The 18,524-nt window shown below is 40.2% G+C and carries 22 protein-coding genes and 1 pseudogene; 8 read left to right on the top strand and 15 right to left on the bottom strand.

All coding sequences use genetic code 11. The features are described from left to right. Positions 1–98: 98 nt before the first annotated feature. The 4 genes from DYI25_RS05085 to DYI25_RS05070 all read right to left on the bottom strand — a co-directional run bounded on the left by DYI25_RS05085 (position 99) and on the right by DYI25_RS05070 (position 4,155). Positions 99–1,106, bottom strand: coding sequence for a FecCD family ABC transporter permease (locus DYI25_RS05085; protein ID WP_213367353.1), 1,008 nt, complete (start codon positions 1,104–1,106; stop codon positions 99–101). Then, the gene (locus DYI25_RS05080) at positions 1,103–2,110 is read right to left on the bottom strand and encodes a FecCD family ABC transporter permease (RefSeq protein WP_213367352.1); all 1,008 of its coding nucleotides are present in this window, start codon (positions 2,108–2,110) and stop codon (positions 1,103–1,105) included. The genes DYI25_RS05085 and DYI25_RS05080 overlap by 4 nt, the downstream gene beginning before the upstream one ends. Before the next feature lie 328 nt (positions 2,111–2,438). Further along, positions 2,439–3,359 (bottom strand): iron-hydroxamate ABC transporter substrate-binding protein, encoded by a 921-nt coding sequence (locus DYI25_RS05075; protein WP_213367351.1) that lies wholly within the window; start codon positions 3,357–3,359, stop codon positions 2,439–2,441. Further along, the gene (locus DYI25_RS05070; RefSeq protein ID WP_213367350.1) at positions 3,310–4,155 is read right to left on the bottom strand and encodes an ABC transporter ATP-binding protein; all 846 of its coding nucleotides are present in this window, start codon (positions 4,153–4,155) and stop codon (positions 3,310–3,312) included. The genes DYI25_RS05075 and DYI25_RS05070 overlap by 50 nt, the downstream gene beginning before the upstream one ends. A 181-nt stretch (positions 4,156–4,336) precedes the next feature. Between DYI25_RS05070 and DYI25_RS05065 the strand changes: the two genes are divergently transcribed. Further along, complete coding sequence (locus DYI25_RS05065; RefSeq protein WP_213367349.1) at positions 4,337–5,383, top strand: NAD(P)/FAD-dependent oxidoreductase; 1,047 nt, start codon at positions 4,337–4,339, stop codon at positions 5,381–5,383. A 159-nt stretch (positions 5,384–5,542) separates the two neighbouring features. Continuing rightward, complete coding sequence (locus DYI25_RS05060; RefSeq protein ID WP_213367348.1) at positions 5,543–6,484, top strand: endonuclease I family protein; 942 nt, start codon at positions 5,543–5,545, stop codon at positions 6,482–6,484. Between the two features lie 548 nt (positions 6,485–7,032). Here DYI25_RS05060 and DYI25_RS05055 read toward each other — a convergent pair. The 3 genes from DYI25_RS05055 to DYI25_RS22380 form a co-directional block, all read right to left on the bottom strand. Then, positions 7,033–7,785: an AEC family transporter gene (locus tag DYI25_RS05055; RefSeq protein ID WP_342032475.1), complete on the bottom strand. Its 753-nt coding sequence runs from the start codon at positions 7,783–7,785 to the stop codon at positions 7,033–7,035. 258 nt (positions 7,786–8,043) lie between these two features. Beyond that, positions 8,044–8,406 (bottom strand): hypothetical protein, encoded by a 363-nt coding sequence (locus tag DYI25_RS05050; protein ID WP_249745246.1) that lies wholly within the window; start codon positions 8,404–8,406, stop codon positions 8,044–8,046. Further along, the gene (locus tag DYI25_RS22380; RefSeq protein ID WP_249745245.1) at positions 8,403–8,573 is read right to left on the bottom strand and encodes a hypothetical protein; all 171 of its coding nucleotides are present in this window, start codon (positions 8,571–8,573) and stop codon (positions 8,403–8,405) included. The genes DYI25_RS05050 and DYI25_RS22380 overlap by 4 nt, the downstream gene beginning before the upstream one ends. Before the next feature lie 139 nt (positions 8,574–8,712). Between DYI25_RS22380 and DYI25_RS05045 the strand changes: the two genes are divergently transcribed. Beyond that, positions 8,713–9,489 carry a FixH family protein gene (locus tag DYI25_RS05045; RefSeq protein ID WP_213367347.1) on the top strand — a complete coding sequence of 259 codons (777 nt, stop codon included), beginning with the start codon at positions 8,713–8,715 and terminating at the stop codon, positions 9,487–9,489. 166 nt (positions 9,490–9,655) lie between these two features. Next, the gene (locus tag DYI25_RS05040; RefSeq protein WP_213367346.1) at positions 9,656–10,231 is read left to right on the top strand and encodes a CBO0543 family protein; all 576 of its coding nucleotides are present in this window, start codon (positions 9,656–9,658) and stop codon (positions 10,229–10,231) included. A gap of 336 nt (positions 10,232–10,567) precedes the next feature. Here DYI25_RS05040 and DYI25_RS05035 read toward each other — a convergent pair whose 3' ends face one another. Further along, positions 10,568–11,263, bottom strand: a complete 696-nt coding sequence (locus tag DYI25_RS05035) for a DUF421 domain-containing protein (protein ID WP_213367345.1) — start codon at positions 11,261–11,263, stop codon at positions 10,568–10,570. A gap of 258 nt (positions 11,264–11,521) precedes the next feature. On the opposite strand from DYI25_RS05035, the gene DYI25_RS05030 reads away from it, so the two are divergent. After that, positions 11,522–12,271, top strand: a complete 750-nt coding sequence (locus DYI25_RS05030) for a L,D-transpeptidase family protein (RefSeq protein WP_213367344.1) — start codon at positions 11,522–11,524, stop codon at positions 12,269–12,271. A gap of 43 nt (positions 12,272–12,314) precedes the next feature. On the opposite strand, the gene DYI25_RS05025 is transcribed toward DYI25_RS05030, so the two are convergent. The 3 genes from DYI25_RS05025 to spxA form a co-directional block, all read right to left on the bottom strand. After that, entirely contained in the window at positions 12,315–12,647 is a 333-nt protein-coding gene (locus DYI25_RS05025; protein WP_213367343.1) for an IDEAL domain-containing protein, read from the bottom strand. A gap of 74 nt (positions 12,648–12,721) precedes the next feature. Then, positions 12,722–13,141, bottom strand: a complete 420-nt coding sequence (locus tag DYI25_RS05020; protein ID WP_213367342.1) for an RrF2 family transcriptional regulator — start codon at positions 13,139–13,141, stop codon at positions 12,722–12,724. Between the two features lie 80 nt (positions 13,142–13,221). After that, on the bottom strand, positions 13,222–13,617 hold the full coding sequence (spxA, locus tag DYI25_RS05015; protein WP_213367341.1) for a transcriptional regulator SpxA: 396 nt from the start codon (positions 13,615–13,617) through the stop codon (positions 13,222–13,224). Between the two features lie 228 nt (positions 13,618–13,845). Here spxA and DYI25_RS05010 point away from each other — a divergent pair, with 228 nt between their 5' ends. The 3 genes from DYI25_RS05010 to DYI25_RS05000 all read left to right on the top strand — a co-directional run bounded on the left by DYI25_RS05010 (position 13,846) and on the right by DYI25_RS05000 (position 16,247). Further along, on the top strand, positions 13,846–14,718 hold the full coding sequence (locus DYI25_RS05010; protein WP_213367340.1) for a LysM peptidoglycan-binding domain-containing protein: 873 nt from the start codon (positions 13,846–13,848) through the stop codon (positions 14,716–14,718). A gap of 121 nt (positions 14,719–14,839) precedes the next feature. Further along, positions 14,840–15,484, top strand: a complete 645-nt coding sequence (locus tag DYI25_RS05005; protein ID WP_213367339.1) for a glycosyltransferase — start codon at positions 14,840–14,842, stop codon at positions 15,482–15,484. A 214-nt stretch (positions 15,485–15,698) separates the two neighbouring features. Then, the gene (locus DYI25_RS05000; protein WP_213367338.1) at positions 15,699–16,247 is read left to right on the top strand and encodes an MEDS domain-containing protein; all 549 of its coding nucleotides are present in this window, start codon (positions 15,699–15,701) and stop codon (positions 16,245–16,247) included. 148 nt (positions 16,248–16,395) lie between these two features. On the opposite strand, the gene DYI25_RS04995 is transcribed toward DYI25_RS05000, so the two are convergent. The 4 genes and pseudogenes from DYI25_RS04995 to DYI25_RS04985 form a co-directional block, all read right to left on the bottom strand. Further along, positions 16,396–16,884 (bottom strand): hypothetical protein, encoded by a 489-nt coding sequence (locus DYI25_RS04995; RefSeq protein WP_213367337.1) that lies wholly within the window; start codon positions 16,882–16,884, stop codon positions 16,396–16,398. Between the two features lie 162 nt (positions 16,885–17,046). Next, positions 17,047–17,256 (bottom strand): annotated as a pseudogene (locus DYI25_RS22375) (DNA alkylation repair protein); the annotation flags it as partial. 36 nt (positions 17,257–17,292) lie between these two features. Next, complete coding sequence (locus DYI25_RS04990; RefSeq protein WP_213367336.1) at positions 17,293–17,478, bottom strand: DUF4177 domain-containing protein; 186 nt, start codon at positions 17,476–17,478, stop codon at positions 17,293–17,295. A gap of 92 nt (positions 17,479–17,570) precedes the next feature. Further along, positions 17,571–17,747 (bottom strand): hypothetical protein, encoded by a 177-nt coding sequence (locus DYI25_RS04985; RefSeq protein WP_213367335.1) that lies wholly within the window; start codon positions 17,745–17,747, stop codon positions 17,571–17,573. Between the last annotated feature and the right edge of the window lie 777 nt (positions 17,748–18,524).

Here is an 18,524-nt window from a genome sequence, read left to right as displayed (position 1 = left end):
CACAATTTTCCCTTAAATCCCTTTCGTATAGACGTCAATGGCGTGAAAAGTCTAGTTTCCACGCCAAAACGGGACGGTTTAGCACAAGTCCCAGCCACCTATTTTTTTAAAAGCAAATACACAAAGTACGGGGCACCTATCAACGCGGTCATGATTCCTGCGGGGATTCCTTCTGGTTCAAGGAGATTGCGGCCGATGGTGTCTGCGAACAGCAAGAGCCAGCCGCCGATCAAAACAGCGATTGGAAGAAACAGCTGGTTCCGCGGACCTATCAGTGCTTTTGCAAGATGCGGGGCCATTAATCCGATAAAGGCAATACCGCCTGTTACCGAAACAGCCGACGCGGCTAATGCAACAGCTGTCAATAGCAGGACAATTCTTTCTTTTTCAATCGAGACTCCGACACCGATCGCGACTGGGTCGCTTAAGCTCAGAAGGTTTAAACGATTGGCCTTATAAAGCGTAAAAGGTACCAGGATCAAGAGCCATGGTAAAAGTGCAGTAATGAACGGCCAGTCTGTTCCCCAAATATTTCCTGCAAGCCAGCGGGCGATGAAGTCCACTTTTTGCCTTTCTGCCGCGGAAATGATAACAATCATTGCACCGGACAGTGCCATCGAAAATCCGATCCCGACAAGAATCAATCTGACAGGCTGTAGTCCGATTCCCTTTTGGTAAGAAAATAAATAAATAAGAACCGCGGTCAACAGAGCACTAGCGAACGCGACCAGTGGCAGCATATACGCAAACGAAGCGGCATCTATTGGGAAGAAGAGAAAGAACACGGCAATTCCTAAGCCTGCTCCGGAGTTAATCCCGATGATTCCTGGGTCTGCCAAGTCATTCCTGGTCAATCCCTGCAAAATCGCCCCTGACATCGCAAGTGCCATACCGGCCAGCAGCGTCACGATAATTCTCGGCAGTCTGATCTCAAACAAGACAAACTCTTCTTTAAAAGTGCCATTGCCGAATATCGTCGGCAAAATCCGGTCATACGAAACGGAAGAATAGCCTAGTCCTAGGCTGGCAGCAATGGTGAATATAATTAAAACGAATAAAGTGGCAACGATTATTCTTTGTTTTTTAATGATGGACGGATGAATCATGTGAAGCTCTTCCCTCCTTTACGGACAATGAACAGGAAGAACGGCAGCCCGAGCATTGAAATGATTGCATAGATCGGCGTTTCATAAGGAGCGTTGATTGTTCGCCCTAATGTATCTGCGATCAGCATGAACGAGGCACCGAATAAGGCTGACATCGGCAGGACGAATCGATAATCAGTACCGACGATCATCCTGACGATATGCGGAACCATCAGCCCGATAAAAGCCATGTTCCCAACTAGTGCGACAGAAGAGCCTGCCAGTAAAACAATAACGATGAATAATACTAATTTAATCAAGTTCGTCTTTTGGCCAAGTCCTACTGCTACTTCTTCACTCAAGCTCAAAATCGTCAATTGCCTTGATAAGTAAAAAGCAATTAAAATCCCCACCAGGATGAATGGCACAATGATTTTCAGCTGCGTCCATGAAGTCCCCATCAGTCCCCCGGCTGTCCACATCGAGACATCCTTTGAAATTTTAAAATACAGACCGATTCCTTCCGCTACCGCAAACAAAAAGGCCGAAACAGCGGCTCCTGCCAGGACGATTCGCAATGGCGAAAATCCACCCTTCTTTAGTGCACCAATTCCAAAAACAAGGACTACACCGACGCCAGCGCCGATAAAACAAGCAATGGTTATGACAAGGTAACCGGCCGCAGGACTAAGCGCCATAATCAAAGCCAGTGCAGCATTGGCACCGGCAGTCAGCCCAAGCAGTCCCGGGTCAGCAAGCGGATTTCTCGTCAACCCCTGCATGATCGCACCAGCTACCGAAAGGGCAGCCCCGACGAAAATAGCGGCAACTTCCCTTGGAAGCCGGATTTCCCTGATCATGGTAATTGTATCTGTTTTAGATGTTGAAGTAAGTGTAAGCCAGATTTCCTTTATGGTCGTATCTGCAGCTCCAAAGATCATTGCCGCCATGAAACTGCCGAACAATACGATGATTCCGGCAGCGAACTTAATAAGCATGGAGAGCGAGCTGTTTTGGTTGATCATAAGCATCTCATCTTTCTGATAGAATTAAAAAGCGTAAGCGCCTCGTTCAGCCCCGACACGCGCTGCCCGCCTATAACGCCACGTCCTGTGGCTGGCGGGTCTAGCACATCGTGTGCCTCGGAGGGCTGACCAGTGAAGTCGGTCTTTGACTTCATTGGCAGGACCGAAGCGTCTCGAGGAGTTAGGAGCCACAGCTAGACAAGCGACTTGAGGGGCTAGGCGCTGGAGCTGTATTAAGATACCCCATATCGTTATTCCCAACTGAATCATTTTAACCATTTCCTATCCAGCAAGAAGAGGAATCCCTAAAGATTCCTCCTGCTACTTATTATTGGTTCAAGAACGATTTTTTAAAGAATTCCAGCTGATATTCGAGTGTAAGAGGATCATTGAAATAGAATTCCTTCGCATTTACCTCGAATACACGGTCATTCTTTACGGCAGGGATATTCTTATAAGTCTCGGTTTGCTGGAAGGAAGTATCTCCCTCTGCATTCTTGCTGAAAACAACATAGTCACCAGCGTATTCAGACAGTACTTCCGGGGAAATCGCATAGTAACCAGGTTCAAGAGCTGCATCCTTCACTTTTTCAGGCATATTCAAACCCATTTCCTGATAAAGAATTTCCGTTCCCCTAGCCCAGTTGTCGCCAAATACGTACAATTCCTTGTCGAAGTTTTCGATAACAGAAACCGTTGCGTCTGCACCAATTTTTGCTTTGATTTCTTCGCCAGCAGCTTTAGAGTCTGCCTTGAAGTTCTCAATCCACTCTTGAGCTTCTTTTTCTTTATTTAACACCTTGCCGATTTCCAGGTGCTGCTCCAGGTAACCGAGCTTTCCGTATGTAAAGGTCACAGTCGGCGCGATTTCATTTAGCTTATCGACATTTTTGATATTAGATAGACCAATGATCAGGTCTGGATTTAATTCAATGATCTTCTCCAGGTTTTCATCTGTCACTTCTTCGACGCCCTGCAATTTTTCAAAACGTGGATTCATTTTTGACCAGGCATCCACTCCAACAATGTTCACATCGAGGGCCATCACATTTCCAGCAAAAGAAGAGAGAACAATGACTCTTTCTGGATTTGCAGGTACTTCTACAGCACCATTTTCAGATTGATAAGTGATTGTTTCTGGTGTATCTTCTTTCTTTTCTTCGCTTGATTTTTCTGTTTTCTCTCCGCCTCCACAAGCGCTAAGAACAAGCACCAGCATAAGCAGGAATGGCATAAGTAATTTCTTCATTTTCTTCTTCTCCTTTAAGTAAGTTGTACGTGATGCAAATCGGTTTATTTGTACGTGGATCTCTCCCGATTTCAGCGTCAATTTGAAAAACTTCTCTGAGCACTTCCTTATTGATGACCTCTTCACTCAACCCGGTTTTCACGATGCTTCCCGCTTTCAAGGCAACCAGGTGATCGGCAAATCTTGCAGCATGGTTTAAGTCATGAAGAACCATCACGATCGTCCTGCCTTGCTCCCTGTTCAATTTTTGCAGTAGCTCGAGAATCTCAAGCTGATGCGCCATGTCCAGATAGGTCGTTGGTTCATCTAGGAATATCATTTCCGTTTCCTGCGCGAGTGCGAGTGCGATCCACACACGTTGCCTCTGCCCGCCGGACAGGGAATCGACAGGCTCGTATTTGTAACTCGCCGTCCCCGTCACTTCGAGAGCCCAGTTAATGACTTCCAGATCCTTCTTCGTCAGCCTCCCAAAACCCTTTTGATAAGGAAAGCGTCCATATGACACCAATTCCCCTACAGTCAGGCCGGCTGCACTTTCAGGTGTTTGTGGAAGAATTGCCATCTTTCGTGCCAGACTCTTTGTATCTTCTTTAGAGATACTCGCACCATCCAGGAAAATAGAGCCAGACTGATGGGGAATGATTCGTGACATCGATTTAAGCAAAGTCGATTTTCCGCAGCCGTTCGGGCCGATGATAATCGTGATTTGCTGATCGGGGATCTCTAAAGTCAGGTCATTCACAATTGTGCGTTCCCCGTATCCCACATTCAATTGGTCTGTGTATAATCGAACCATTCATCATCCCTCCAAAGTTTTTCATTTTCTCATTGATAATGATTATCAGTGTCGGTTACAATGAATACTATAAAGCTATAATTTTATTCAGTCAATGACAGATTTGTGAAAATTTCATTTTTCTTCATTTTGTTACCGTATACATTAAGGTTTCGTACAATACATTCGAGGAGTGTTTCCGATGGAAAACATTGAAATCTATGACATTACGATTATTGGAGGCGGACCTGCTGGACTATATTCTGCCTTTTATGCAGGCCTTCGAGAGATGAAAACAAAAATAATTGAAGCGCAGCACGATCTTGGCGGGAAGATTCATGTTTATCCAGAAAAGGTGATCTGGGATGTGGGCGGCGTTGGCCCTATTACAGGAGCGAATTTAATCAAACAATTAAAGGAGCAGGCGATGACGTTCAGCCCTGAGGTAGTGTTGAATGAAAAAATCGAATCCATCAGCAAGGAACGGGATTTATTTTTACTAAAAGGAGCTTCTGGAGAGATTCACTATTCAAAATCTGTCATTGTGGCTATTGGAAGTGGGATCCTGAAACCGCAAAAGCTCAATATTGAAGGTGCGGAAAAATTTGAGTTATCCAACCTTCACTATATGGTCAATTCTCTCAAATATTTTAAGGATAGAACGGTTGTCATTTCGGGTGGAGGCAATTCGGCGATTGATTGGGCAAACGCGCTCGAGCCCGTTGCTAAAAAGATTTATTTGGTTCACAGGAGAGACTGCTTCAGTGGACATGAATCTCAAGTGACCCAAATGATGAACAGTTCTGTGGAATGTTTGTTCCATTCAAGCATTACCAATTTAATTGCTGACCAAAACCGAACAACTATTGCCGATGTTGAAATAACCAATCAGAAAACTGGTGAAGTCCTTCGCCTGCCTGTAGACGATGTACTCGTCAACCACGGTTTTGACCAGGACGCATCCTTGCTCCAAAATAGTGAGCTTGAACCGAAGATGATTGAAGACTTTTACATAGACGGAACACCAACAAGCCAAACCTCAGTGCCCGGCTTATTTGCAGCTGGGGATATTTTAAAGCATGAAGGAAAATTGAATTTGATTGCGGGGACCTTCCAGGATGCAGCCAACGCAGTTAATAAGGCAAAGCAGTTCATAGAACCGGCAGCTTCGCAGTCAGCCATGGTTTCTTCCCATAACAAAGTATTTTCAGAGCGAAACAAGGAAATGCTTCTTGAGCTGATTAAGTGATTTTAGGATTAAAATTGAAGGAGAATTCCATTTAGGACTGAACTGGCTTTTCCACTGAATTCTCTTTGTTCGACTTATCACCTTTCCCATTCAAGACTTTGAAGGACAAACCATTAAGGGGTAAAATAGTTATATGACGACACCAATGAGGAGTTCGGTATGTCCAAATATAAAAAACAGCAACGTCAGAATGACCGCTGGGACCATAAGTATGATTCGCTCGATCTGAAAAAGCTGCTGACCATCCTGAAGGAAAACCGTCGCAACATCCAGAGTAACCAGCAACTCTACTATGATCCAGAACAGGATGGGCTGGATATCAAGAAATACTACCGTGGCGCCCAGGATTTAGATTTATCAGGTCTTGCGCTCTTTTATAAATTCCATACTATCGTATACCAGTCACATAAAAATCAGCTCCCCTACTTCCTGGCAAAGGATTTATATCTGTACACATGGGTGGATTTATATCCCGATGGTTCCGCGAAGAGTATCTATTCTAGCCAGATGAAAGATCCCGAGTCACTGTTGATTGAGGATAACGAAACACTTAGGGAAAAATATGATGAGTTCAGACGGAGATCAAGGAAGATTCAGGTGAATGGTTTTGATTCAATCAAGGAACTAAAGGTGTTTGAGGATCATTTCAAGATGAACACCGAGCATATTGTTCCGCAGTCCTGGTTCGAAGGTGCCGAGCCGATGAAAGGTGACCTTCACCACCTGTTTGTCTGCGAACCCGATTGCAATATCTCCCGTTCAAACTACCCATTTGCCGATTTTGATTTCTACAATCCTGAATCGGACGATGAACCCATTCAGAACAATTGCGGAGTCAAATCAGGCTTCGAGTTCGAACCCGAACATGGCAAAGGAGCATCTGCCCGGGCAATGCTCTACTTTTTCCTTAGATATCCCAGAAGAGTTAAGAACGAATTCAAAAAGAAAGTCGATATCCCGCTGCTCGCCCGCTGGAATGAAGAATTCCCGCCGACCCTTTACGAACAACACCGCAATCAGGCCATCTACTATATCCAGGGAAACCGCAACCCGTTCATTGATTTTCCGGAATTGGCAGAGAAAATTGATTTTCCATGGTGAAAAATGAAAGAAGCTGAACCAGCATGATGTTGGTTCAGCTTCTTTTATTTTATAGGGCCGTGTTTAGAGACAGAGAGAGTTTAAATACCGGCTTTATCAGTATTTAGTACCAGTTGCAACAGTTTTAATACCAGTTAACACGATTTTAATACCAGTTGGCCCAAATATAATTCCAGTGAGCCCAATTTTAATACCAGTTGGGACAGATTGATTACCAGTTTAAAAGATTTGAAACCACTTCTCTAAATATAATCCCCTTTTTTGAGTTTGAATCCCGGTTTGAAGACTTTTATTCCAAGTTTTACTCGTTTATTATACGGTTGCATCATTTTCATCTCCGGTTACACGACTTTTATCTATGGTTGCATCACTTTTATCTACGGTTGCATCACTTTTATCTACGGTTTCACCACTTTTATTTCCGGTTTCACTACTTTTATTTCCGGTTGCATAACTTTTTCATCGGATGCTCAAATTTTATCAACGCTATTATGATTTAGCTTCCAGCTAATGGCTTAATTACCTAACAAGAAAAGATTTACTTGTATTCAAAATAAAATATTAGATAGATATATAACAGTAGTCACTGTCAACATGCTGAATATAGTTGTTAATAGAACAGCCTGGGCAGCATATTCGGGATGGTTTCCATATTCCAGGGTCAGGAGGGAACTATTTCTTGAAGTCGGGAACGAGCTTGCGATGAAAAGCGCCTGTGCAACTGTACCTTCTAAGCCTAGAATAAAAATGCTGACAAAAGCAATTGAAGGTGCCACTACTAGCGTGCCTATAAGAGTCAGTACCAGTGGAGTTGATAGTTGATGAAATTTTATGTAAGCACTCTGCGCCCCTAGTGTAATGAGCGCGAATGCCAAAAAAGCATTAGATGTATTTTCTATTGGCGTCCAGATAAATTCCGGAATTTTTATCGATGTTGCCCTGAAGAAAACCCCCAACAATAAAGCGTAGATCACCGGATTCTTGAAAAAGATTTTCAACGCCTGGAACCCTTTACTCTGTGCTGTTACTGAATTAAATATTCCATAAGTGTAGGTAAGCAGATTTTGAAAGATCATCACCACAATCTGAATCGATAAACCCAATGAATTATCCTGAAAAACAAGTTGGCTGACAGGCAATCCGAAATTGCCGGAATTGATTAATACCACACTGTTTTTGAATGTAGCAGATAACCCTTTCTCAAATTTGAAAACCTTCGAAATAGCGGTGCTTAAGCCTATCAAAAAAACGTTTTGGACACCTAGAAAACCAATAATATAGGCAACGATAGCCCCTCCCAAATTACTCTCATAAATACTAGTAAAACTAACAACTTATTTCGCTTTAAATTCTGCCAAATCCTTTTTTGTTACCTGGGAAAAAGCAAAGTGACCCTTTTTTACTTCTACCAATCTAAACACCTTATAACTATTAAATATGAGTTTCTTTACAACTAAAATCGGTATCTTACCTAGTAATCAGATTTCTTCGTTTTAAATAACACCGCTTCCAAACCTAAAAAAGCTGAACCATCATATTCATTTGGTTCAACTCCTTATTCATTCAAACGAAACACCTATAGAATTCGCTATCTCAACGAATACTTCTGGCGTCACCTGATCGGATACTCTTTTATCAATGCTGAGGATATATTGCCAGCCGTCATTTTCAAAGACAAACAGGTTAAAGCCTGGAACATTTGTATATAGAGCATCGTGACCGTTCTTTAGCCTATAGATGTTTTTAGCCTTCATCGGAATCTTGTAGTCAACAGGACGAACATCAATTTTATAGTGGCGTTCAGCCGAGTTTTCATTTATAAACTGAATTTCTAAAGAGTCATTTACTTCCCCATCTAAATCATTACACCTTCCAAAATGATGGGTAAAGTCTATAGGCGGAACTCTCAAAGGTAATTTCAAATGTGCAGTTCAAATTCTTGCACTGCCTCTTCAACTGTTTTATATCCAATCTCACGGAAGGTTTCTTTCAATGGTTTTGGCATATCATGACCTGCATTCGCAGTTTCGATTTTCATCGCAAATATTAAGATACTTAATATAAACAAGTGGAAAATCTTCTTGTACATTAACATCACCCTGATTAATTTTCCCGTTCAATTAGTAACTAACCAAAAAAATTTATCCCGCGGCAGATTTTCATACATTTATCACATTTGCACTTTATGATTGTTGAGAAATAAAATTGACGAATGGAGTTTAGTATTTATGAAGAAAATAATGTTCTTTTTTATTATAGTCATGGTTCTGTTAACAGCGTGTTCTGCAGGTCAGGATGCGGAAGAAGAGTCGATTGAGAAGGTTCCTGAACTATTAGAGGTATCGATTATCACGCCTGAAAAAATCGAGACAAATCAGGAGATTACAATCAAAGCAGAGGTAATTCAGGGAGAGAAAAAAGTCAAAGATGCAGATGAGGTAAAATTTGAAATTGGTAAATCAGGCCAGAAAGACCATGAAATGATCCCGGCACATAACGAAAAAGACGGTACCTATTCCATCAAGAAAACCTTTAACGAAGGCGGTAGTTATACCATTGTGGCTCACACAACGGCAAACCGGATGCACAGCATGCCAAAGAAAGAAGTAATTGTAGAAGGTGACGAATTAGCACACGACCAAACTACTGATGAGGAAAATGGTACCGAGGGTCAACATTCCAATCTCGAACATAATGACCATCACAATAGCGAAGTTGCATTCGAATTTCATACACCTTCGACCATAAAAAGCAATCAACCAGCTGAGCTCACCGTCAAGATTGCTCAGGAGGAACATATTATTTCCGGGGCGAATGTCCGTTTTGAAATCTGGGAAGAGAACGAAACAACACATCAGTTCATAGACGCGAAGGAAGTTTCATCTGGCACTTATTCCGCTGATTACACCTTCCCTGCGAAAGGGCATTTCATTGTGAAAATTCATGTAGAAAAAGGCAATATACATGACCATACAGAAAAAACGATTGAAGTAGCTCCAGAATAAAAACAACCTATATTTTTTAAAATGTCTATCATTCATATCTTTTATTTTCCAACCTTAATGTCTTGAATGTTACTGAAATTTGATGATGTTAACCACCATTTTCAATTTGAGTAGAAGTTTTTATTCTGTGACATAATACCGATAACTGGTAAATGAGGTGTTAATAATGTCAAAAGTATCTATGATAAAAGACATTGATCGATATGATGATAAGATTATGGATCTGACGCTTGAGTTTTGGAGATCATTTGGTCACTTCGGCACGTGGCAGTTTTGGGCGAATGTGTTTTTTTTCGTGATTCCACTTGCACTTACTTTGATATTCATCGATCGAAAACGCATCTTCCAAATTTCTTTCTTTGGTTATACCTACCATATGTTTCTTGTGTATCTTGATATCTACTTTACCCGGAACAATATTTGGGATCACCCATACCATCTTATTCCTTATGTTCCAGTAAGCATTCCGGTTGATGGGGTATTGGTACCTATTATCTTTATGGCTGCCTATCAATATTCAATTCGTCATAACCGCAATTTTTATCTTGTCACGCTTTTGTTCGCTGTAGTTGGAACCCTTACCGCTGCTGGGTGGGAACAATTTGGATTGTTAATCCTTTATAAAGGAATGAATTTGTTTCATATTTACCTTCTTCAAATCAGTCTTGCGATTCTAGCCTATTGGGGGACAAATGCTTTTTTGTATCTTCAAAGCCGGGGGAAAGATATTAATCCTATTTAAACAAGAATATTGTTTCACGTAGAGAAATGCTAAATTGGGTATCAGCACCGATTTTTGGGCACGGCTTCCCTCGTTCTGCCACCGTTCTTCGTGCCAGCAACATATTTCAGCTGCGGCTCCAACGTTTCTGCAACCGAACTTTATGCCAGCAGCTTTTTTCGAACCCGTCTTCCTTTATAACCAAACAGCTGAACCTCGATTCTTTTTCGGTTCAGCTGTTTTTTTCCTAGTTATTATGTTTTATCCTGTTGCCACGATTATATTCCCTGTTCGCTAATTCAGGACATATAATTGGTTAAAATTGTGCTGCAAAAAGAATTGATCAACTAAGTTTGACTATGCATTCGCCTTCTTCTCATATTCCAACACAAAGAGTGGTTCATTCTCCATCCATTCCGCAAAAAGCACATCCTCAAAATGATGGATTTTCTGTTTCTCTAATTCATTTTTCAGCCACTGCTCGTTGAAACCGGCTTCTTTTAGGTTTTCGCGAACTACTTCCCCATCCAGGATCATGTTGATTGGCAAGTTTGGATCATCTGCTTTGATTTTCATATCACTATTTTTAGGAGTGTCATAATCCGCTTTTGGCAGGACACTGACCATTCCATTCGTTTCGATGATTGCATATTCTACTTCGCGAAGTGAAAAGTAGCCTTGCTGCCTGACAAGACTCTGCAGCTGATTGATATCCAGCTTTGCTCTTTTCAAAGCCTCGAATTTAATCTTTCCTTTTCGCACCACAATGTTAGGCTCCCCCTCCAGCAGCTTCCGTGAACCGAGGAACTTTTGTGTAACCATTTCTGTAACATAAACAAGCACTCCCCACAAGGCAACGGCAAAGGCGATTTCGCCGATCTTTACTTCATGGTCATAAATGGCATTTCCTACAAGCTCACCAAGAATAATTGCGGAAATAAAATCAAACGGTGTTATTTGAGAGAACTGCGTTTTCCCTTGTAGTTTCGTCATGATAAATAAAAATACAAAGCCGCTCGTTAACTCTACTGCAATTGATAAGTAATGATTCAACACTCCCACTCCTTCCCTACCATTATGGGAAAAATCACGAAAGTTGAACCTCTATTTTATAAAAAAACCACCATAAAACGACATAAATTCGATTTTTTTGTCATAAAACCAAGAAACAATCTGCTGCCATATAACGGTAAAATATGTAACTTTTATGAGAAAAAATCGTTAATAAGAGTGTAAATACGTATACCAATTGCACGGCCGTAGACCGCTTTAGGGAGATAGGCCTGCAAATGAAATCAAGGGGGTTGGCGAATGAAAAAGTTGCTGCTTTCGATAATGCTTCTAGTATCGCTGTTGTTCTTTGAGGCACCTGCAGAGGCTGCTGGCGGAGACATGATTATCATCAATAAGTCTAACAATCAACTGGCTTATTACAAAAATAATAAACTGGTAAAAACGTTTAAGGTGGGAACTGGGCGGAAAGCTTCTTATACGCCCGAGGGCAAGTTCAAAATCGTTAACAAAATCAAGAATCGCCCTTATTACAGCGGGAATATCCCTGGTGGTGACTCAAGGAATCCGCTTGGCGACAGATGGCTCGGCATAAATGCGCGAGGAACATGGGGAACAACTTATGCGATCCACGGCAACAATAATCCTAAATCAATCGGCGGATATGTTAGTGCCGGCTGCGTCCGGATGTACGATAACGAGGTACAGTGGCTCTATGATCAGGTGAAGGTAAATACTCCGGTTGTCATCACCACGTCAAAAAAATCCTTTAACGCAATCGCATCCGCTAACGGATATAAGGTTACAGGCCAGGCTGCCGTTCCCGTGATCGCTGCACCAACAAGCACTGTTCTTAAAAAAGGCATGCGAGGAGTTGAAGTGAAGCAGCTTCAGCAGGCCCTGACAAACAGGGGCTACAACACAAAAGGAATCGACGGTGTATTCGGTCCAGCTACAGAAGCGGCCGTAAAGAAATTCCAAAAAGCGAAGAAACTCAAGGTTGACGGTGTTGCCGGGCCAGCTACTAAAAAAGCACTTGGAATGAAATAGCAAAAAGACGGTCCCCCTTAAAAAAGGAGGACCGTCTTCATTTTTACACACCTTTGACGAGCTCCCTCATCGAGTTCAGCTTTTCAGAAAGCTCCATGAACCATTCTTCATCTCCAGTGGCCAGCGCCAAATCAATTAGATATTGTATTTGTTTTTTGTTTTTCACTTTCGGGTCAGGCAGTTTTTTCACTCCGTTTGTTGTTATCGGAATGGTTTTGCCTACCATGGATTCATCATCACTTGATGTGATTGTTGCATTAACCTTTTCATCCAAAATATCAAGTGACTCTATATATCCGATGAATAATTCTCCATTACGGGATTTCCCCTTAATCCAATCGCCTACTCTTAAAATCGTGTTATTATTGGACAACATATAAGTCACCTCATTCATTTTAATCTGTAATAATTTTCATTACATTTACCAACTAAGAAGACGTCAATTTCTCCTTAGTCACAATTCGTTTCTTTTACCAGGTCAACTATTTCCTTGATGGAATAGTGCTTTAAATATTTTCCCAAATGTTCCTCGGCACCTATGAAAATGGCAAACAGGACTTTGTGCATGTTCGCTCCGACCAAGCATTTTTCATTGGAGTCAGGACACTTTGGCTGCAGTGCACCTTCCGAGGTCAGCTTGTATATATCCCAGAGGTTTACTTCATTTAAATCCAATGCAAAAATGAATCCGCCGCCGGTTCCTTCTTTTGATTTGATAAATCCATGTTTTTTTAACAAGCCCAGCACTTTGCGGATCCGTACGGGGTGAACCCCTGCGCTCTCTGAAATGGCTTCGCTTGTAGACATTCTGTCCGGCTGCAGTGCAAGTAAGGTTAAACTGTGAATGGCAAGGGTAAAATCGCTGTTCATTGCCTGCCTCCTAACAAAGGTAACTATTTGTTCTGTAAAATGCTACATACCAACCAGCCTTTAAGCTGATTTTATTATAACTAATTCGCAATGCTATCCAGCTCAAAGCCAGTAAATGTACGTAGCTTGCGCGGCAAGAAACTGCGGATTTCCTCTTCATTATACCCAACCTGCAATCGTTTATGGTCCTGGATGATTGGGCGGCGCAGTATTTGAGGATTTTTTATGATTAGATCATATAATTGATTCAGCGGAAGAGAGTCAATGTCCACATCCAACTGCTTGTAAGTTTTAGAGTTTGTAGAAATAATATCTTCCGTTCCATCCTCTGTCAGCCGAAGAATCGATTTGATTTCATCTACAGTGAGTGGCTCAGATACGATATTTCTTTCGATAAAATCAATCTGATGTTCTTGCAGCCAGGCTTTTGCTTTCCTGCATGAAGCACAGCTTGAAGTGATATATAAAGTTACCATTGATCCACAGCTCCTTCGTTTAACTGTAAAAATAAAAATTACAGTTGGAAAACAATAAAATTAAAAAATATTAATACTGTAATCTTAAACGTTACAGTTCGATATGTCAATAGTTGTTTCAAGGCCTCCTCCACTTTCAGGACCCATTTATCCAATCACTCAAAATTGGGCTTATCCCTTCGAAACTCTGCCGTAATCATCTCGTCAAACTATTTGAGGTGATAAAAAATGAATAAGATAAAACGTTTATTGCAGCTTGGGTTGAGTGTCTTGTTGATGATTTCATTACTCTTTTTCACCAATGGTTTTGGTTATGCAGATGATCACGATGTCACTGTTAAAAAGGGGGATACATTATACAGCCTTTCTAAAAAGCACAACCTGACTGTCCAGGAATTAAAGGATTTCAATGGGTTAAAGAACAACACCATCTATATTGGCCAAAAACTGCTCCTCCCTGGCCTGACAGAATCGGAACCGATGTATGCAGTTGTAGCGGGTTCTTTTTCCAAGAAAGATAATGCAACGAAGCAAATCGCTAATCTGAAAAAGAAAGGAATTGAAGCGACCGTCATTACAAAGGTTATTTACAATAAAACTTATTACTGCATCCAGGCTGGTGTTTTTTCGAAAAAAGTAAATGCGGAGAAGCAAAAAAAGCTGTTGCGTAAAAACGGAATCACTGATGCCTATATTGTAACGAGTAAGAATCTTCATGTTCTTGATGTCCACGTTGGTTTCACATACAGCCAGCTCCTGCAGCAATTCGGGAAGCCGGTGAAAACCGAAGACCAGTTGAATATCAGGTCGCTTTATTATAATGGAGAAGGTGCAGGAGTTCGCGTGAATTTCAACATGGAAAATGGATCAGTATTCGGACTTCAAGTCTATCCGGAATATTTAAAGCTTGGCTCCCTTCCAAAAGAAAAAAGCCAGGTTATCAATGTCTATGGATACCCAAATGATGTCAAGAATGTCTCTTGCTACGAAAGCGCGACATGCGGACAATTCATCTATCAATTTAACAAGCACGAGCTGATCATCCAGTTCGACCGTGATGGGAAGACTGTCCAGTATTTTGATCTTAGCAGATTACATTAGATAATTAGCACAAAGGCCGCCATTTGGCGGTCTTTTGGTTTTGTACTATCTCTTGGATAAAAGTAATGCCATGTATAAATAATAAAGGAGGATGTTACTACCCCAAGAAGGAGAAGGTACAATGAAAAAATTATTGTTGATGGGTTTTATTTTATTATTGCCGCTGAATATGATGGCCGGATCAGCCCCTGCCTACGCCAAACCACAGCACAAATGTATTACCCAATCTGAGGTAAAGTTCGAAAATGCTTTCCGCAGACTATGGGTTGACCATGTATTATGGACAAGCAACTATATCACAAGCGCAACAACAGCAGGTGCGGAGGATCAAAAAGAGGTGCTTGAGAGACTCCTGAAAAACCAGGAGGATATCGGAAATGCAATCAAACCTGTATACGGAGAGGAAGCCGGAAACAAACTTACGGATTTGCTTAAGGAGCATATTGTCATTGCCGGCGGAATTGTTGAAGCAGCTAAAAGTGAAGATAAAGCCAAGCTGGATCAGCTAAACAAGGAATGGTACAGAAATGCAGACGATATCGCAGCCTTCCTCAGCAGCGCCAACCCTAACTTAAAAAATGAAGAAGTAAAAAAGTTAATGTACACGCATCTGGAATTGGTGGCAGATGACTTAACTGCAAGCTTGAAAAAAGATTGGCAAGCACGAATTGTTTCAATTGATGACGGAATAACCCATATCATCATGATGGCCGATGCAATTTCTGATGCAGTTGTGAAGCAGTTCCCTGAGAAGTTTAAGAAATAAGGATAAGAATGGGAAGGTTTTTTTGTTCACCACGGTGACAATTAAACCTTCCCATTTTCATTTTTCACTAAAACTTTTGATGATTGCAGCTCAGTAGCTTAATTAACGTTTTCCTCACAGGGGGATTTTGGAATATGAACCCAAAAGAATATCAGAGTATGTTAAACTTTGATGATAGTGTGTTATATGTCTACAATTTAACAGGGGGGATAATTTGGAAAGTGCCCATTTAAAAGAAGTTAATGAACTTGCAAACCTATCCAGGGGACATGGGGTATATTTTTTCCAAAATCAGGACCTTTATATTTCTAATGTGGTTGACTTTGTTCTTTCCGGATTAGAACGGGATGAATATTCCATTATCGTAGAAAATGACCGAATTGCACCATTGATAAAAAAAAGACTAACAGTGTTGTTGAATGATAGTCGTTTAGAAAAAGTAAAGTTCATCAATAATTTCGACTTTTATTATGCCCAAGGAGACTTTAGGCTTAATTCTATTTTCAATTTCCTCCCTAACTTAATTGAAGGATATTCAGAACTCGCTTTAGTTATCCGAAGCTGGGCACATGTAGAATGGAGGGATGAGTGGGAGGTAAGCAAAAAACTAGTGGCTTCTGAAAGAGAAGCTGATGTTATTGTGACCGAAACAAAACTTCTTTCCGTTTGTGCCTACGATTCAGAAAGGGTAAGTGAAGAATTTAAGGAAAACCTTCTAACCTGCCACAACTTTTTAATAAATGACAAAGAAAATGGCGTGTAAACTGACTATCAGTTTTGGCATGCCATTTCTCTGATTTATTATGTTTTCTCAATCTTCTAGAACTTAAGCTACCCTAAAGTTTAACAAAACAAATAAATTAATTTGTAAGCAAATGATAGGTTTTAATACCTGTGTATAAAGCAAATTATTATGTTCGTGCCCTTTCTTTAGTAGTGAGCTTAAACACTTCCTCTAGCCAGAAATGGTAACCATAAATAACAATTGAAAGTGTGACGAAAATACCAAAACGGCCCCAAGGAGTTATGTTAACCAATTGATATATCCCTAATTTTTCCTGAAGTAAATAATGCAATGGGAAAATAGCGAACATAAAATCCGATACAATATTAGTTACTAAATAAATCCAGAATTTTCCGTATGTAAAGTAAAAAATCCATATGGTTACAACCAAAAAAGCACCCAATATACCTGAAGCAAAAGCAGGCTTTAACCATGGTAAAATTGACACTTTAATTATCCAGTGGTTTTGATTGTAAGCTATCAAATTGTAAAGAACCATTAAAAATGAAGCTAATATCGCCACAGGCATGAACCGTTTAACATCTTCCCTTTTTAATAAAAATAATGTGAACCATGGAGCAATAAGTATTGTCCAAAGCACAACTTTACTTATCAAAAATAATCCCACCTTGTTTTACTTTGTAGTTTCTCATGGTGAAAGTTATTTATACTATATCTTCAACGGTATTATTAAAGATTACTGCATCGTTAGTTAAGTAACTCTAACAAAAAGAGCGTCAATCCCTCTTGGATCGACACCCATATGCGAAGCTGAATTTTAAGATCTTACATATATCCGTTTGAAACCTATCCTTCCTTTGTCCATTGCTTTTAGAATACTTTCGTAAACATTTAGGAAACCTCTTTTTTTCTTGTCCCGTTTGACTTCTACAATACCTACTTCTTTTGCGATCTCGACTGTATTTTCATTTAGTGATAAATATGAAAGCCCCTCGGTGTATAGACAGTTATTCATTGCAGATTTCGTTCCTCATGACCAGATAAAATGGCAGGAAATGACAAATTAATCCAGTACTGGTCTTTCGAAGATAATTTCATAAGAAGTGGGTTTTCCGTGTCCATTATACGCTAAAGGTAAAACTTGTACTAACCTCCATCCATCAGCTGCATATTCACTAATGGTTTCCCTATGTGTTGGTGAAGAAAAAAATCCCCCGAGAGAAGTCTCTACAAATTTATATTCGTACATTTTTTTTACCTCCAAGGCTTAAATATTCAATGCGACTTCAACTTTTTTTGTAAACTGGTCCGCAAGTCAAAAGGACAGAGAATAGACAGTCCCTATTCTTTGTCCATCTTTTCAACCCTTCGCCGATGATTTAAATCTATAACAATTTCTCCAACACCCATTGCAATTAATCCATTCAGCAAAGCAAATATCGGAAGAGAAATATCTCCACCACCATCTGATAAAGGAACCATAATAATTCCCAATATACTAAAGAAAACAAAAGCCATCCCCAATAAATATAAAGTACGACCAATAAACAGTTTTTTTCCCTCCCTGCAATTTTTCTACAACTAGCCTGAGTTTGTGAAAATGTTCTACAACAGAGAATGTAATTCGTTCAAGGCACAATGCAGCAATGTGTTAAATAAGGAGTCAGCGTTTCTTTTTAATCAAATCGATTAAATAGTTGATCTGTGATATTAGAAATGAAAGAAGAATGATAATTATTGTTCCTATTGTTAATAACATTTCTTCTGCGGGATCGCCACCGCCCATAAAGAAAGAACCAAATATAAAGAAGAAAATTAGACTTAGCATTAGAGTTAACAAGAAAACGCTAACATACTTTGACATAAAATCTCTCCTATAGAGAACATAATTTATATTTCATAAATATATAACACTATTTCCTACTTCGTTAACTCAACAAAAAAGTAAACTCTAGATAGTACCAATACTTTATAAGTGCTTCAAGCAATACTACGAGGAAATAAATAGTAATATATTAAAACCGAGTTAAGAATTACACAAATAGAGTTAACAAAGACCAAAAACACCTTGATTCTTTTTACGATAGATCTAACCCCAGAAATGAATAGTAGTATAAATCCTATTTGAATTGAGCCATATATGAAAAGCCAAATATTCCAATGAGGAAACATGCGTAAAATCGGATAGAACACTACTGCTGAGACTGCCAATAAGATTGTCAATATAATTAACAGAATACCTGTTGTTCTGTCATGTTCTTTATATTCCATGCACATTCCTCCTCTTTTATACAT

The sequence above is a fragment of the Mesobacillus boroniphilus genome, from assembly GCF_018424685.1.
Lineage (GTDB): Bacteria > Bacillota > Bacilli > Bacillales > Cytobacillaceae > Mesobacillus > Mesobacillus boroniphilus_A.
This window is presented reverse-complemented; position numbering and strand designations above follow the sequence as displayed.